The sequence below is a fragment of the Parazoarcus communis genome (assembly GCF_003111645.1).
Lineage (GTDB): Bacteria > Pseudomonadota > Gammaproteobacteria > Burkholderiales > Rhodocyclaceae > Parazoarcus > Parazoarcus communis_A.
Window position 1 is genome coordinate 2,874,753 of the sequence record NZ_CP022187.1, and the last position, 16,157, is coordinate 2,890,909.

Here is a 16,157-nt window from a genome sequence, read left to right on the forward strand (position 1 = left end):
GAGTTAGAACTTTCCACTTACCGCGTATCGGGTAAGTGCGTTGGTTATGACCGGCAAACGATCGGTGAGGTTCATCCCGACATTGCGCAGCAAGGCCGACACGGGATTACGACTCGCAAAGAGGCGGTTCAGGCCGTGGGTCGCATACTGCAGGAGGAAGGGTTCTTCTGCGCGCGCTCTGGCATAGCGCCGCAATACGCCATGGTCTCCGGCGCCCTGCCACGGCTTCAGCTCACCGAGCAGACTGGCAAGCATCCGGGCATCCTGGAAACCAAGATTGATGCCATGGCCGGAAAGGGGGTGGATGGCATGTGCGGCATCGCCGATCAGCGCGACGCGACGGCCGATCATGCTTTCAACCCGCATCAGCCGAAGCGGGAACGCGGCACGCGGCGACTCCATTTCAAACCGCCCGAGCCGCCGCCCACCGGCATCCGCGACGCGCTCGCAGAAGGACTCGTCGCTCATCGACATCAGATCTGCGGCGACGGCATCTGGCGCAGACCAGACGATTGAAATGCGATTGCCGGGCAAGGGCAACCACGCAAGCACGCCGTCGTCCCTGAACCATTGAAACGCAGTGCGCCGATGCTCTTGCTCGCAGCTCAGGTTGGCGACAACACCCATCTCGTCATACGGCTTCACGCTTGCCTTGATTCCCGACTGCTGGCGCACCCAGGAATCGCGTCCGTCGGCCCCGACTAGCAGCGCAGCGCTCAAGCTTCGCCCGTCATCGAGCACCAGCCTGGCTTCGGACTCGCTCACATCGAGCGCGCCCGGATGCGCGGGCGCAAAGACCGTGACGTTGTGCTGGCGCTTGAGACTCTCCCACAGTTCGCAGTGAATCAGGCTTGACTCACCAATCCAGGCAAGTTCGGAAAGCCCGCTCTGGTAAGCAGAGAACTTTACGCTGCCATTGCCGTCGCCCTTGATATCCATGGACTCGACCGGACACATGCGGGTCTGATCGAGGCGGTCCCATACGCCAAGCTCGCGCAGAAAATCCGCATTCGCCGGACTGTAGGCGTAGATCCGGGTATCCCATCCCGCTGGTCTGGCGGGAAGGCTGCTTTCCACCAGGGCGATCTTCAGCCGGCTGGCGCGAAGAGCCACCGCAAGTGCCGCTCCCGCGAGCCCGCCGCCAACAATGATCAGATCGAATTTCATGGCCCTTGCCGTCGCAATACGAGTCCGTGATTCTGCCCGATGACGCCGGTCAGGTCACGGAGATGGTGCCGTTGTGAGCCGTGGACAGCAAAAACCCCGCTGAGGATTATCTCAGCGGGGTTAAGCGTAGGGTTAGTCTGACGATGACCTACTTTCACGAGAACGAATCTCACTATCATCGGCGCGATCTTGTTTCACGGTCCTGTTCGGGATGGGAAGGGGTGGGACCAAGACGCTATGGTCGTCAGACTATGACTTGTCACCTGCGCGTTGCAGGCCAAAGCGGGAAGAAGTATATGGGTGTTGTGATTGCGTCGATGGTTGGGCGAAGTTTTTTCGTCCAACAACGAGTATCGACTGTTTTGTAAGGTTATAGGATCAAGCCTCACGGGCAATTAGTATCGGTTAGCTTAACGCATTACTGCGCTTCCACACCCGACCTATCAACGTGGTGGTCTTCCACGACCCTTCAGGGGGCTCTAGGCCCCAGGGAAGTCTCATCTTGAGGCGAGTTTCCCGCTTAGATGCTTTCAGCGGTTATCTCTTCCGCACTTAGCTACCCGGCGATGCGACTGGCGTCACAACCGGTACACCAGAGGTGCGTCCACTCCGGTCCTCTCGTACTAGGAGCAGGTCCACTCAAACTTCCAGCGCCCACGGCAGATAGGGACCAAACTGTCTCACGACGTTTTAAACCCAGCTCACGTACCACTTTAAATGGCGAACAGCCATACCCTTGGGACCGGCTACAGCCCCAGGATGTGATGAGCCGACATCGAGGTGCCAAACTCCGCCGTCGATGTGAACTCTTGGGCGGAATCAGCCTGTTATCCCCAGAGTACCTTTTATCCGTTGAGCGATGGCCCTTCCATACAGAACCACCGGATCACTATGTCCTGCTTTCGCACCTGCTCGACTTGTCGGTCTCGCAGTCAAGCCTCCTTTTGCCATTGCACTATCAGTACGATGTCCGACCGTACCTAGGAGACCTTCGAACTCCTCCGTTACCTTTTGGGAGGAGACCGCCCCAGTCAAACTGCCCACCATGCACTGTTCCCGACCCGGATTCACGGGCCTGGGTTAGAACCTCAACGACACCAGGGTGGTATTTCAAGGTTGGCTCCACGAGAACTAGCGTCCCCGCTTCAAAGCCTCCCACCTATCCTACACAAGTCCCGTCAAAGTCCAATGCAAAGCTACAGTAAAGGTTCATGGGGTCTTTCCGTCTAGCCGCGGGTAGATTGCATCTTCACAAACATTTCAACTTCGCTGAGTCTCAGGAGGAGACAGTGTGGCCATCGTTACGCCATTCGTGCAGGTCGGAACTTACCCGACAAGGAATTTCGCTACCTTAGGACCGTTATAGTTACGGCCGCCGTTTACCGGGGCTTCGATCAAGAGCTTGCACCCCATCACTTAACCTTCCGGCACCGGGCAGGCGTCACACCCTATACGTCCACTTTCGTGTTTGCAGAGTGCTGTGTTTTTAATAAACAGTCGCAGCCACCGATTCTCTGCGGCCCCTTCGCCCTTCGGATGTACTCCTACAAGCTACCGGGGCATACCTTCTCCCGAAGTTACGGTATCAATTTGCCGAGTTCCTTCTCCTGAGTTCTCTCAAGCGCCTTGGTATTTTCAACCTGCCCACCTGTGTCGGTTTGCGGTACGGTCGATTCTAGACTGAAGCTTAGAGGCTTTTCCTGGAAGCAGGGTATCAACCACTTCGTCTCACAAGGAGACTCGTCATCACGCCTCAGATAATCCCCGCGGATTTGCCTACGGGGTACTCCTACACGCTTAAACCAGGACTTCCAACACCCGGCTGGCCTAACCTTCTCCGTCCCCCCATCGCATCTAGAACCGGTACAGGAATATTGACCTGTTTCCCATCGACTACGCATTTCTGCCTCGCCTTAGGGGCCGACTCACCCTGCGCCGATGAACGTTGCGCAGGAAACCTTGGGCTTTCGGCGAGGGTGCTTTTCACACCCTTTATCGCTACTCATGTCAGCATTCGCACTTCCGATACCTCCAGCATCCCTCTCGAGACACCTTCGCAGGCTTACGGAACGCTCCCCTACCACGTGTCATAAGACACATCCGCAGCTTCGGTTCATGGCTTGAGCCCCGTTACATCTTCCGCGCAGGACGACTCGACTAGTGAGCTATTACGCTTTCTTTAAAGGGTGGCTGCTTCTAAGCCAACCTCCTAGCTGTCTATGCCTTCCCACTTCGTTTGCCACTTAGCCATGCATTTGGGACCTTAGCTGGCGGTCTGGGTTGTTTCCCTCTTGACAACGGACGTTAGCACCCGCTGTCTGTCTGCCGTATATCACTTTGCGGTATTCGGAGTTTGCTATCGCGGGGTAGATCGCATTGACCCCCCCAACGATTACAGTGCTCTACCCCCGCAAGTGTCCGTACGACGCACTACCTAAATAGTTTTCGGGGAGAACCAGCTATTTCCGGATTTGTTTAGCCTTTCACCCCTATCCACAGCTCATCCCCTAATTTTTCAACATTAGTGGGTTCGGACCTCCAGTGCGTGTTACCGCACCTTCATCCTGGCCATGGATAGATCATCCGGTTTCGGGTCTACGCCCAGAGACTATGTCGCCCTTATCAGACTCGCTTTCGCTACGCCTCCCCTATTCGGTTAAGCTCGCCACTGAACGTAAGTCGCTGACCCATTATACAAAAGGTACGCAGTCACCCCACAAGGAGGCTCCCACTGTTTGTATGCATGCGGTTTCAGGATCTATTTCACTCCCCTCCCGGGGTTCTTTTCGCCTTTCCCTCACGGTACTAGTTCACTATCGGTCGATCACGAGTATTTAGCCTTGGAGGATGGTCCCCCCATCTTCAGACAGGATTTCTCGTGTCCCGCCCTACTTGTCGCACGCTCAGACCCGCCACCTAATTTTCACATACGGGGCTATCACCCTGTGTTGCCGGACTTTCCAGACCGTTCTGCTAATTAGATGGTTTAGTCGTGCAGGCTCATCCGTGTTCGCTCGCCACTACTTACGGAATCTCGGTTGATTTCTGTTCCTGCAGCTACTTAGATGTTTCAGTTCGCTGCGTTCGCCTCCACGTACCTATGTATTCAGTACGGGATACTCCTTGCGGAGTGGGTTTCCCCATTCGGATATCGGGGGATCAAAGCTCCATTGCCAGCTCCCCCCCGCTTTTCGCAGGCTTGCACGTCCTTCATCGCCTGTGATCGCCAAGGCATCCACCACATGCACTTAGTCGCTTGATCCTATAACCTTAGATCCTCGGTTACCCAAAGATCCGGTCACAGGTCGAACTCGTTTGTGCGAACCTCGTCGCGCCGCTGACACAGCACGCGAGATTCAATGCAATCACGCTACCCGTGCAACGCATCTACTGATACGCTGCACATATATATACTTCTTCCACTTTGTTAAAGAGCGAGCCAATCGAGAAGTTTGACCTTCCCGAGAAGTCAGGCATAAACACCAGAAGCTTTCCTGGCCATGCATGACTGACTTCTCGAACCTCGTTGTGTGTCTGACCACTGTCTGACCAGCGTCTGGTTTGCATCAGATACTGGTGGAGCTTGTCGGGATCGAACCGACGACCTACGGCTTGCAAAGCCGCCGCTCTCCCAGCTGAGCTAAAGCCCCATTCTGACCAACGCACCTTCGATAGTTTGGTGGGTCTGGTTGGGTTCGAACCAACGACCCCCGCCTTATCAAGACGGTGCTCTAACCAGCTGAGCTACAGACCCTCACACTCGAGGCTCTTCGCTTGAACAACCGATAAGTTGTGGATACTTGACCACTGCGACCTTTCTCTTGAAAGGAGGTGATCCAGCCGCACCTTCCGATACGGCTACCTTGTTACGACTTCACCCCAGTCATGAATCTCACCGTGGTAAGCGCCCCCCCGAAGGTTAAGCTACCTACTTCTGGTGAAACCCACTCCCATGGTGTGACGGGCGGTGTGTACAAGACCCGGGAACGTATTCACCGCAGCATGCTGATCTGCGATTACTAGCGATTCCGACTTCACGTAGTCGAGTTGCAGACTACGATCCGGACTACGATCGGCTTTAAGAGATTAGCTCCACCTCGCGGCTTGGCAACCCTCTGTACCGACCATTGTATGACGTGTGAAGCCCTACCCATAAGGGCCATGAGGACTTGACGTCATCCCCACCTTCCTCCGGTTTGTCACCGGCAGTCTCATTAGAGTGCCCAACTAAATGATGGCAACTAATGACAAGGGTTGCGCTCGTTGCGGGACTTAACCCAACATCTCACGACACGAGCTGACGACAGCCATGCAGCACCTGTGTTCTGGCTCCCGAAGGCACCAAGTGATCTCTCACAAGTTCCAGACATGTCAAGGGTAGGTAAGGTTTTTCGCGTTGCATCGAATTAATCCACATCATCCACCGCTTGTGCGGGTCCCCGTCAATTCCTTTGAGTTTTAACCTTGCGGCCGTACTCCCCAGGCGGTCAACTTCACGCGTTAGCTGCGTTACTCAGAAAGTTACCTCTCCGAACAACTAGTTGACATCGTTTAGGGCGTGGACTACCAGGGTATCTAATCCTGTTTGCTCCCCACGCTTTCGTGCATGAGCGTCAGTACAGGCCCAGGGGGCTGCCTTCGCCATCGGTGTTCCTCCACATATCTACGCATTTCACTGCTACACGTGGAATTCCACCCCCCTCTGCCGTACTCTAGCCTTGCAGTCACAAACGCAGTTCCCAGGTTAAGCCCGGGGATTTCACATCTGTCTTACAAAACCGCCTGCGCACGCTTTACGCCCAGTAATTCCGATTAACGCTCGCACCCTACGTATTACCGCGGCTGCTGGCACGTAGTTAGCCGGTGCTTCTTGTCAAGGTACCGTCATCCGACAAAGATATTAGCCTTGCCGTTTTCTTCCCTTGCGAAAGAGCTTTACAACCCGAAGGCCTTCTTCACTCACGCGGCATGGCTGGATCAGGCTTGCGCCCATTGTCCAAAATTCCCCACTGCTGCCTCCCGTAGGAGTCTGGGCCGTGTCTCAGTCCCAGTGTGGCGGATCATCCTCTCAGACCCGCTACAGATCGTCGCCTTGGTGAGCCTTTACCTCACCAACTAGCTAATCTGACATCGGCCACTCCAATCACGTGAGGTCCTAAGATCCCCCACTTTCCCCCTCAGGGCGTATGCGGTATTAGCTACGCTTTCGCGTAGTTATCCCCCATGACTGGGCATGTTCCGATGCATTACTCACCCGTTCGCCACTCGCCGGCAGGTGCAAGCACCCCCGCTGCCGTTCGACTTGCATGTGTAAAGCATGCCGCCAGCGTTCAATCTGAGCCAGGATCAAACTCTTAAGTTTAATCCTACAAAGTACTCAAAATCATTTTACTGACATATGAGCACCTAATCTTTGTGAAACTCAAAACTGCCTAAGCAGTTTCATGGCCACAGCGATCAAGCACCCACACTTATCGATTGTTCAATTTTTTAAAGAACCGCTGCAGTTCCTGCAGCAGAGAAGCGAGATTATGATCAACTTAACTTATCTCGTCAACCCCTGTCTTCGTTTTATTTCAAAACCACCGAAACAACAAAAACAGAAATCCGCTTCAAAAATACCTGCAAAAACAACTGCTTTCCTGCCATCACCCCGTTTCGCTAACTGCGTTTCGCGGTGAAGAGGTGCGCATTATAGACACCCCACGAACTAATGCAAGAAGAAAATGAAAATATATCGCTGAAAGATCAAAATCATTCGTCTGGGGGCACAAACCCGCCGCCTCCGGCGAAGTTTTCGAAGCGGGTATATTCGCCAAAGAAGGTCATTCGCACGGTACCGGTCGGGCCGTTCCGGTGTTTGCCGATAATCAGCTCTGCCGTACCTTTGTCTGGAGAATCAGGGTTATAGACCTCATCTCGATAAATAAACATGATGATGTCCGCATCCTGCTCGATCGCACCCGACTCGCGCAGGTCAGACATCACGGGGCGCTTGTTGGGGCGCTGCTCCAGGCTTCGGTTGAGCTGCGACAACGCGATGATCGGCACATGCAGCTCTTTTGCCAGCGACTTGACCGAGCGTGAAATCTCGGAGAGCTCGGAGGCGCGGTTGTCGCTGTCGCGCGTACCGCTCATCAGCTGCAGGTAGTCGATCACGATCAGCCCCAAGCGGCCGCACTGCCGCGCCAGGCGCCGGGCTCTTGCCCGCAGGTCGATCGGGTTGAGGCCAGGTGTCTCGTCTATATAGAGGGGCGCGTCGTAGAGCTTGCCCATCGCCACCGTCAGGCGCTGCCAGTCGTCGTCTGTCAGGCGACCGCTACGAATCTTCTGCATGTCGATGCGGCCGACAGAGGCAATAAAACGGGTTGCCAGCTGCGTGCCCGGCATTTCCATCGAAAAGATGGCGACGGGCAGGCGCTGCTCGACGGCCACGTGCTCGGCGACGTTCAGCGCAAAGGTGGTCTTGCCCATTGCAGGGCGCCCCGCCACGATCAGCATGTCCGAAGGCTGCAGACCCGAAGTCTTGGCATCAAGGTCGGCAAAGCCTGAGGGCACACCGGTCACCTCGGAAGCACTGTCGCGGTCATAGAGCTCCTGCACCCGATCCACAACCTGCTTCAGAATCGGCTGGATGACCTGAAAACCGGTGGTATTGCGGGCGCCGGCTTCTGCGATCTCGAACACCCGCGCCTCAGCCTCGTCCAGCAGCATCTTGGCGTCCTTGCCCGAGGGGCTGAGCGCACTCGCGGCAATGTTGTCGCCCACGGCCACCAGCTTGCGCAGGATGGCCCGTTCGCGAACGATCTCCGCGTAGCGCCGGATGTTTGCCGCCGAAGGGGTGTTGTTGGCGATTTCGGCCAGGTAGGACAGGCCACCGGATTGCTCGGCCTCGCCGTTCTTTTCCAGCGACTCGAATACGGTCACCACGTCCGCGGGTTTTCCGAAATCGATCAGCTTGGAGATGTGCCGATAGATACGGCGATGGTCGTCGCGATAGAAGTCGGCCTCGTTAACGAGGTCGGCTACCCGCTCCCAGGAAGAGTTGTCGAGCAAAATGCCGCCGATGAGCGATTGCTCTGCCTCAAGAGAATGAGGCGGCAGCTTGATCGCCGCCATCTGCGGGTCCAGTGCGTCGTCGGGGAACCTGCGGGAAGTCGCCATGGGGAGCCTGACCGAAGTCGATTAGCGTAAATAGGGCATTCTAAAAACAAAGGGGCTGCCTAGGCAGCCCCTTCTGGATCGCAAACTGCTGCGATTAATGCTCGCCCAGCACCGAAACGGTAATGGAGACCGTCACGTCGGCGTGCAGTGCAACGTCGAGCTGGGTGTCACCGATCTGCTTCAGGTGACCCTGCGGCATGCGGATCGCGGAACGATCGATTTCGAAGCCCTGAGCAGCAACTGCCTCAGCCACGTCGATGTTGCTGACGGAACCGAACAGGCGACCGTCCATACCGGCCTTGCGGGTGATCTGAACCATCAGACCGTCGAGCTTGGCGCCGAGAGCCTGAGCAGCTTCCAGCTTTTCGGCTTGCAGACGCTCGAGCTCAGCGCGACGCGCTTCGAACTCGGCCATGTTGTTCGTCGTAGCGCGCTTGGCCAGACCCTGGGGGATCAGGTAGTTGCGTGCGTAGCCGTCCTTGACCTTGACCACATCGCCCAGACCGCCGAGCTTGCCCACTTTTTCGAGAAGAATGATTTGCATGATCTCTGTCCTCTCTTACTGGTGCAGGTCGGTGTAAGGCATCAGTGCCAGGAAGCGCGCGCGCTTCACGGCAACCGACAGCTGACGCTGGTAACCGGCCTTGGTGCCGGTGATGCGTGCCGGCATGATCTTGGCGTTTTCGGTGATGAAGTCCTTAAGGATGTCCACATCCTTGTAGTCGACTTCTTCGATCTTCTCCGCGGTGAAGCGGCAGAACTTGCGACGCTTGAACAGACCACGATTACCGCGATCGTCCTTCTTCTTGAACTTGGACTTGGGCTTGAAAGCCATTTCAGTTTCCTTCTACAAATTCGATCTTGTTCAGATGCAGTACCGGAGCACGGCTGCGAAGACTCTTCGCTGCCAGAAAGCCCGTCACTGTCACGTTCACTCCGGGGCCGGCATTCGCCAGAACACTGGCGAGATCACCAACGGCCACTGCCTGCAATTCCACCGAAACGTCGCGATCCAGTCCGGATTCACGCTGCCTCGATTCGTGGGTCAGCACACATCCCGCTACCGGCACACCTGCTGGCGTTCGCCGCAGGGGGAGGAGTTCGGCGATGCGCGCCGTCAGGCGCAGCTCGTTCAGCCCCGCCTCAGCCACCTCAGGCCGAAGCGGACTCGGAGGCTTCTGCAGGCTTGGCTTCTTCGGCAGCAGCCGGAGCGGTCAGCGAGCGGGACTTCTCTTCCTTCATCATCGGCGACGGCGTGGTAACAGCCTTCTTCGTCTTGATGGTCAGGTGACGCAGCACTGCATCGTTGAACTTGAAGGCGTGCTCGAGTTCGGCCAGCGCTTCACCGTCGCACTCGATGTTCATGAGTACGTAGTGAGCCTTGTGCACCTTCTGGATCGGGTAGGCCAGCTGACGGCGGCCCCAGTCTTCGAGGCGGTGGATCTGACCCGTGCGGGCGGTAACGATCGTCTTGTAACGATCGATCATCGCCGGGACCTGTTCGGACTGGTCCGGGTGGACGATGAATACGATTTCGTAGTGTCGCATGCAAACTCCTTGCGGTTGTTGAAAGTCAGCCCCCCGGCATGCGAAACCGGTGGAGCAAGGTGAAGCGCGGAATAGTAACAAGAACTGCTGAAAAAACAAAGGTCGTCGACGCGAAATGTCAAGCGCCCGACGCAGGGTCCGTCAAGCCTGCTTACACTCTCAACGCACGTCCCGAAGCGGCCTCACCTAGTATCGGCGCATCAGGCTCAAGCCCTGAAACGACGACAACAAACCTGAGGCAAGACCATGAAATCGACACCCAAACGCCTGCTTGCCACGCTGCTCTGTGCCGGACTGATGGCGGCAGGCGGTGCTGCCGATGCCCACGACGACGATGACCGTGGCTGGTCCAAGAGCGAGCGCAAGGCGTACAAGCACTATCAGCGCTACCACCGGCACGATCACTCCGACAGGCGGACAGTCATCCGCGAACGCGTGGTTGTTCGGGAAGTCCCGCGCTATTACCGCGAACGCGAAGTGCGTGAGTATTACTACGCACCTCCCGTGCGCAGCTACAGCCGGGAACCGGCGGTCGTGATCGGGGTGAATATTCCGCCTATCGTGATTCCCTTCCGGTAAGGGCCTGCAGCCGGCTGCAGCGCTTCAGCGCGGCCGGCTGTCCCATATCTTCTGCAGTCGCTTTACTGACACCGGCATCGGTGTCTTAAGCTCCTGCGCAAAAAGGCCGACACGCAATTCCTCCAGCAACCAGCGGAAGGACTCCAGCTGCGGGTCGGTCACGCCGGCACGACGCTTTGCGTTCAGCTCACGCTCCCAGGTCTGGGCGAGCGCCTTCCAGTCGTTCATCAACTGCGCATCCCGCGCCGGATTGTTACGGAGTTTATCGAGGCGGATCGATGCCGCTTTCAGATAGCGCGGGAACTGCGCAAGGTGCTCCCACGGGCAGGCCACGAGAAAGTCTTTCGGCAGCAGGCTGGCAATCTGCGCCTGCAGGTCTGCCACCACGTCCGGAAAAGCCTTCATGCCAAGCAGACGTTTCTGCAGGGCAGCGTTTTCCGTCAGCAACTGTCCGGCAAGTCGCATGAACTCCTGCGCCACCAGCGTCACCCGCGATTTGGCTTCCGTGCAGCGCCGCTCGAACCCTGCCTGATCCGCAGGCAAAGGCTCAAGCAGGCAGCAACGCGTCAGGGTCGCCTCCACTAGACGCGCCTTCAGCTCGGCCTCGGTACCGAAGTTCATGTACTGCAGTGCCAGCTCACGCAAGCCCGGCAGACGCTCGATGGCGCGTACCTGATCCTTGAGCGTCAGCGCGAACAACCGGGTCAGGCCCGCCCGATGCACCCGCGCGGCCTCTTCCGGGGTGTCGTAGGGGCGCAAGGACACACTGTCGCCATCGTCATGCAGGGCCGGAAAGCCGATTACATCCCGTCCCGCGACCCTGAGTTCGAGCAGTTCGGGCAGTGCGCCGAAGCTCCACGACGTCACGCCGGAGAGTGCGGAGCCGGCGGTCGGCGCATTCGCCGCCTCGTCCCCTTTATTTGCGGATGAGCCGCGCTCTGCCGGATGCTGCGCCGACGCCGCGCCCTTCTCGCGGCGAGACTTCCCGCCCCCGCTGTCTGCGGCGGGCGCAGTCACGGCGCCCGCCGCTTCAAGCGCACCGGCAAGCGCGCCGTCGATCTTTGCGGCCTTGAAGCGCGCCGCCACCTGGTCGCGGAAACGCGCGCGAAGCTCGGACAGATTGCGTGACTGCCCCATCACCCGCCCATGTTCGTCGATCACCCGCAGGTTCATGAAACAGTGGGGCTTGAGGTTCTCGAGGCGAAAACTCTCGAGCGGCAGTTTGAGCTGGACCCGGTCCTCGACAAAGCGCTGCAGCATGCGCAACAGCGGCTCATCGGTATCGAAAGCGCCGGCGTCGAAATCGGCCATGAAAGCGGCCGCGCTCTCGTTCATCGGCTGCAGGCGATGGCGGTGCTTTTGCGGCACGGTCTTGAGCAGCGCGGTGATCTTCTCTTCGAGGAGGCCGGGCACCAGCCATTCGCAGCGGTTGGCCGGGATCTGGTTGAGCATGGCCAGCGGCACGGTCAGCGTTACGCCGTCGTCCGCATCGCCGGGCTGGTGGAGGTAGCTCAGGGTCAGCTTCTGCCCCAGAACCTCGAATCGGGTCGGAAAGCGCTCGGTGGTGATGCCTTCCGCCTCGTGCCGCATGAGCTGGTCGCGCGACAGGTAAAGCAGTTTGGGCTCGGTCTTCTCCGCCGTCTTGCGCCAAGCCTCGAAGCTGGCGAGGTCATCGACCCCGGGCGGAATCAGGCTGTCGTAGAAAGCCTCGATCAGGGTTTCGTCGACCAGCACGTCCGGCCGCCGCGATTTGTGCTCCAGGCGTTCGATCTCGGCCACCAGACGCTGGTTGTGCGACAGGAAGCCCATGTTGCGGGAAGCGCCATCGGCGATTTCGCCCGCCACCAGCCCCTCGCGGATGAACAACTCGCGGCACAGCGCGGGATCGGTATCGCGGTAGCTCACGCCGCGCCGCGGGTAGAGCACCAGCCCGTACAGCGTGCCACGCTCCCACGCACGCACCGCGCCCGAAGTCTTCGACCAGTGCGGCTCGAACATCTGCGTGCGCAGCAGGTGTGCACCCACCTCTTCCACCCATTCGGGCTCGATGCGGGCAATGCAGCGTCCGAACAGGCGCGAGGTCTCGACCTGCTCGGCGCACATGATCCACTTGCCCGCCTTCTTCGCCAGCGCCGAACCAGGATGCGGCCAGAACTTGATGCCGCGTGCGCCGAGATAACTGCCGGCCTGGGGGCCTGATGCATCCTCGACCTTGCAGCCGATGTTGCCGAGCAGCCCTGCCAGCAGCGCCTTGTGAATGGTCTCGTAGTTGGCGGGGAGCTGGTTCTCCTTCCAGCCGTGCTCGGCACACAGTGCGTGCAGCTGGGTGAACACGTCGCGCCACTCGCGCATCCGCATCCACGACAGGAAGTGCTGCTTGCACCACGCCTTCTGCTTGCCCGCCGATTCATGGCGCTGGACCTCGTCCCACGCCTTCCACAGGTGCAGATACCAGAGAAACTCCGAGCGCTGGTCCTGCTCGCCGCCGCGGAACTTCGCATGCGCCTGATCGGCACCGCCCAGCCCTTCCTGCGGACGCTCGCGCGGGTCCTGCACCGACAGCGCAGCGGCGATCACCAGCAGCTCGGCCAGGCAGCCACGGTCGCGCGCCGCCAGAATCATGCGTCCGATGCGGGGGTCGAGCGGCAGCTTGGCCAGTTCGACACCGCTCGGAGTAAGCCTGCGCTCGTCGTCATCGGTCACTGCACCGAGTTCGGCGAGCAGCGCATAGCCGTCGCCGATGAGGCGCGACCCGGGCGCATCGATGAAGGGAAAGTCTTCCACCGCGCCCAGGCGCAGCGACTTCATGCGCAGGATCACCCCCGCCAGCGAGGAGCGCAGGATCTCCGGATCGGTGTGCGCCTGACGCTTGGCAAAGTCGTCCTCGTCGTAGAGCCGGAAGCAGACGCCGTCCATCACCCGGCCGCAACGCCCTGCACGCTGCTGCGCCGCCGACTGGGCGATCTTCTCGATCTGCAACTGCTCGACCTTGTTGCGCGGCGAGTAGCGCTTGACCCGCGCCAGGCCGGTATCGACCACATAGCGGATGCCGGGGACGGTCAGCGAGGTCTCGGCGACGTTGGTCGACAGCACCACGCGGCGCCCCTTCGACGGCGAGAACACCCTGGACTGGTCCTGTGCCGACTGGCGCGCGAACAGGGACAGGATTTCGGTGCCGGGCAGATGCTGCGCCTTGCGCAAGGCCTCGGCGGCCTCGCGGATCTCGCGCTCACCGGGCAGAAACACCAGTACGTCGCCCGGCCCGCTGCGCTGCGCCTCATCGACCGCATCGACGATCGCCTCGAGCAGGTCGCGCCCCTTGTTCCTGCGTGGCGGCGGGCGCTCGCCCGCGCGCGGCGCCGGCTTCGCCCCTTCCTTCGCATCTTCCTCTTCCACCGGGCGGTAATGCATGGTGATCGGATACAGGCGGCCCGACACCTCGATCACCGGCGCAGACTTGCCTGTGGCGTCGGCAAAGTGGCGCGCGAAACGCTCGGCATCGAGCGTCGCCGAGGTCACGATCACCTTGAGATCGGGCCGTTTGGGCAACAGCGTGCGCAGGTAGCCGAGCAGGAAGTCGATGTTCAGGCTGCGCTCGTGCGCCTCATCGATGATCAGGGTGTCATAGGCGGCGAGCAGCGGATCGGTCTGGGTTTCGGCCAGCAGAATGCCGTCGGTCATCAGCTTGATGTGGCTGGATGCGGTGAGCTTGTCGGTGAAGCGGATCTTGTAGCCCACCGCCTGCCCGAGCGGACTGTTGAGCTCCTGCGCGATGCGCGAAGCCGTGGCCCGCGCCGCCAGCCGCCGCGGCTGGGTGTGGCCGATCAGACCCGCCGCACCGCGCCCCAGCGTCATGCAGATCTTGGGCAGCTGAGTGGTCTTGCCCGAACCCGTTTCGCCACAGACGATGATGACCTGATGCGCAGTCAAGGCCTCGGCAATCTCGTCGCGCCGCGCCGAAACCGGCAGCTCCGGCGGAAACTCCGGCCTGGGCAGCGCCGCCTGGCGTGCAGCCAGCGCGGTGCGCGAGCGTGACAGCAGGGCGTCAAACGCATCCTGCAGCTTCTTCTTGCGCTCATCGTCTCCGCGCCGCAGATCGCGTGCCATGCGGCGCAGCCGGGGGCGGTCGATGCTGAGGCAATCGTCGAAAGCGGACATGCCCGCAGCGGCAGGCAAACTGGAGTGTCTGTTCATTTATGCTCTTGATGCTGCACGACATGGCTTGATGCAAGCGCACGTACCCGCGGTGCAGTCCGGTCTGATGCGCAGGCGCCGCGGAACGAGCCGACGGCGACGGAATGGCCTGCATTATCCCAGCACCACGGCCGAGTGACAGCACCGACGTTACCGCGCCTCGCTATACTCGTCCGATGCCAGCCGCCTCCACCATGCAGGACACCTCCGCCAACGCATACCCGAAGCTCCGAAGCCACCTGTTCGATGACTCGGGCGGCCTCGGCTACCACCTGCGCGCACTGCGCCACCGGCGCACGCTGTGGGCGCCTTTCATCGCCCAGGTCGCGGACTGGCTGAACGCCTGGCAGGCACCGACTGCGCATCTCGTCATCATCGGCCCCTCGGGCGGATACACCCTCGACCAGACCTTTCTCCAGCGCTTCGCCCGCATCACCGTGCTTGAACCCGACCCGCTTGCCCGCCTGATCCTGCGCCGGCGTTTTTCCGGCCTGCGCATCGAGCACGGCGAGCTCGACTGCCTGTCGGGGCGTGAAGGCCCGAGCTGGCTTTCCCGCCTGTATCCCGGGGCCAGCCTGCTGTTCGCCAATGTCCTCGGCCAGTCGCCTGCGCTCACGGAGGACGCGCGCTGGACCGAAAATCTGCGCACTGCGCTGCAGGCGCATCACTGGGCCAGCTGGCACGATGTGCTGTCGGCCGCCACCCCGCCGCTGGCCGATACCGACCGCCCCCTCGAGCCCGCTGCAGACATCACCACCCTGGCGACCCGCTGCTGGCGCTGGCCCACGCAAGTCTGCGACCACGACAGCTTCGGCCTGGCCGGCCACCAGGACGGCCTCGCCTTGTGGCAACTGGGTTCGGCGCAGTGGCAGATCGTGGAATGGGGTATTCACGCCCCCTGAAACTGCGTACGAATGCAAACCGTACTGTGCGACCCCGCCGCCGAGTGCGACAATCCCGGTTCCGCCTCCGCCGACGCCAAGATCATGCCTGCCCTGCCGATTGCCGCCATCCTGTATACGCCCGAGGACAACATCGAAGCCCTGCTCGTACGCGTCGCCAGAACCCTGGCCGAGCGCGGCGTCCGCCTCGGGGGCGTCATCCAGCATGACATCGCCACCGCCATCAACGATCCCTGCGCAATGGAGCTCGAGGATTTGCGCAATGGCGAACGCTTTTCGCTGTCGCAGGAGCTCGGCAGTGGATCTGAAGCCTGCCGTCTCGATCCGGCCGCGCTTGCCCACGCCTCGGTCGCGGTGCGCGCCGCCGTCGACCAGGGCGCACAGCTGGTCATGATCAACAAGTTCGGTGCGCAGGAGGCCAATGGCGACGGCCTGCGCGATGAGATGGGTTTCGCAGTGGTCTCGGGCACTCCCTTGCTGACGGCAGTGGGCAAACGTTTCCTGCCCGAATGGGAGGCATTCACCGGCGGCGACGGCAGCCTGCTCGAACCGAGCTTCGACAGCGTCATCGCGTGGTGGGACGAACTGGTCCAGTCGAACTGA

At 60.0% G+C, this 16,157-nt stretch carries 11 protein-coding genes, 2 tRNA genes and 3 rRNA genes; 4 read left to right on the top strand and 12 right to left on the bottom strand.

Features of this window, described 5'->3' with window-relative positions; translation table 11 throughout:
* Positions 1–3: 3 nt before the first annotated feature.
* The 6 genes from CEW83_RS13135 to CEW83_RS13160 form a co-directional block, all read right to left on the bottom strand.
* The gene (locus tag CEW83_RS13135; protein ID WP_108949750.1) at positions 4–1,167 is read right to left on the bottom strand and encodes a UbiH/UbiF family hydroxylase; all 1,164 of its coding nucleotides are present in this window, start codon (positions 1,165–1,167) and stop codon (positions 4–6) included.
* Positions 1,168–1,302: 135 nt separating this feature from the next.
* A 5S ribosomal RNA gene (rrf, locus tag CEW83_RS13140) occupies positions 1,303–1,416 on the bottom strand.
* A gap of 125 nt (positions 1,417–1,541) precedes the next feature.
* Positions 1,542–4,429, bottom strand: a 23S ribosomal RNA gene (locus CEW83_RS13145).
* A gap of 312 nt (positions 4,430–4,741) precedes the next feature.
* A tRNA-Ala gene (locus CEW83_RS13150) sits at positions 4,742–4,817 on the bottom strand.
* A 27-nt stretch (positions 4,818–4,844) separates the two neighbouring features.
* A tRNA-Ile gene (locus CEW83_RS13155) sits at positions 4,845–4,921 on the bottom strand.
* 70 nt (positions 4,922–4,991) lie between these two features.
* A 16S ribosomal RNA gene (locus CEW83_RS13160) occupies positions 4,992–6,529 on the bottom strand.
* The 16S, 23S and 5S rRNA genes sit together here with 2 tRNA genes alongside, the layout of an rRNA operon.
* A gap of 82 nt (positions 6,530–6,611) precedes the next feature.
* Here CEW83_RS13160 and CEW83_RS21060 point away from each other — a divergent pair.
* Positions 6,612–6,848: a hypothetical protein gene (locus tag CEW83_RS21060; protein ID WP_159099415.1), complete on the top strand. Its 237-nt coding sequence runs from the start codon at positions 6,612–6,614 to the stop codon at positions 6,846–6,848.
* A 73-nt stretch (positions 6,849–6,921) separates the two neighbouring features.
* On the opposite strand, the gene dnaB is transcribed toward CEW83_RS21060, so the two are convergent.
* From dnaB to rpsF, 5 genes are all read right to left on the bottom strand, one after another.
* Positions 6,922–8,331 carry a replicative DNA helicase gene (gene dnaB / locus CEW83_RS13165; protein WP_108949751.1) on the bottom strand — a complete coding sequence of 470 codons (1,410 nt, stop codon included), beginning with the start codon at positions 8,329–8,331 and terminating at the stop codon, positions 6,922–6,924.
* 94 nt (positions 8,332–8,425) lie between these two features.
* Positions 8,426–8,875, bottom strand: a complete 450-nt coding sequence (gene rplI / locus CEW83_RS13170; protein ID WP_108949752.1) for a 50S ribosomal protein L9 — start codon at positions 8,873–8,875, stop codon at positions 8,426–8,428.
* A 15-nt stretch (positions 8,876–8,890) separates the two neighbouring features.
* Positions 8,891–9,166: a 30S ribosomal protein S18 gene (gene rpsR, locus CEW83_RS13175; RefSeq protein WP_108949753.1), complete on the bottom strand. Its 276-nt coding sequence runs from the start codon at positions 9,164–9,166 to the stop codon at positions 8,891–8,893.
* Between the two features lies 1 nt (position 9,167).
* Positions 9,168–9,482 carry a primosomal replication protein N gene (priB, locus tag CEW83_RS13180; protein WP_108949754.1) on the bottom strand — a complete coding sequence of 105 codons (315 nt, stop codon included), beginning with the start codon at positions 9,480–9,482 and terminating at the stop codon, positions 9,168–9,170.
* A gap of 1 nt (position 9,483) precedes the next feature.
* The gene (gene rpsF / locus CEW83_RS13185) at positions 9,484–9,879 is read right to left on the bottom strand and encodes a 30S ribosomal protein S6 (RefSeq protein WP_108949755.1); all 396 of its coding nucleotides are present in this window, start codon (positions 9,877–9,879) and stop codon (positions 9,484–9,486) included.
* 246 nt (positions 9,880–10,125) lie between these two features.
* Between rpsF and CEW83_RS13190 the strand changes: the two genes are divergently transcribed.
* The gene (locus tag CEW83_RS13190; protein WP_108949756.1) at positions 10,126–10,458 is read left to right on the top strand and encodes a hypothetical protein; all 333 of its coding nucleotides are present in this window, start codon (positions 10,126–10,128) and stop codon (positions 10,456–10,458) included.
* Positions 10,459–10,482: 24 nt separating this feature from the next.
* Here the strand turns inward: CEW83_RS13190 and hrpA are convergent, their stop codons facing one another.
* The gene (gene hrpA, locus CEW83_RS13195; RefSeq protein ID WP_234419085.1) at positions 10,483–14,565 is read right to left on the bottom strand and encodes an ATP-dependent RNA helicase HrpA; all 4,083 of its coding nucleotides are present in this window, start codon (positions 14,563–14,565) and stop codon (positions 10,483–10,485) included.
* 281 nt (positions 14,566–14,846) lie between these two features.
* Here hrpA and CEW83_RS13200 point away from each other — a divergent pair, with 281 nt between their 5' ends.
* Both CEW83_RS13200 and CEW83_RS13205 read left to right on the top strand, forming a co-directional pair.
* Positions 14,847–15,554, top strand: a complete 708-nt coding sequence (locus tag CEW83_RS13200; RefSeq protein WP_234418815.1) for a hypothetical protein — start codon at positions 14,847–14,849, stop codon at positions 15,552–15,554.
* An 84-nt stretch (positions 15,555–15,638) separates the two neighbouring features.
* Positions 15,639–16,157, top strand: coding sequence for a DUF2478 domain-containing protein (locus CEW83_RS13205; protein ID WP_108951397.1), 519 nt, complete (start codon positions 15,639–15,641; stop codon positions 16,155–16,157).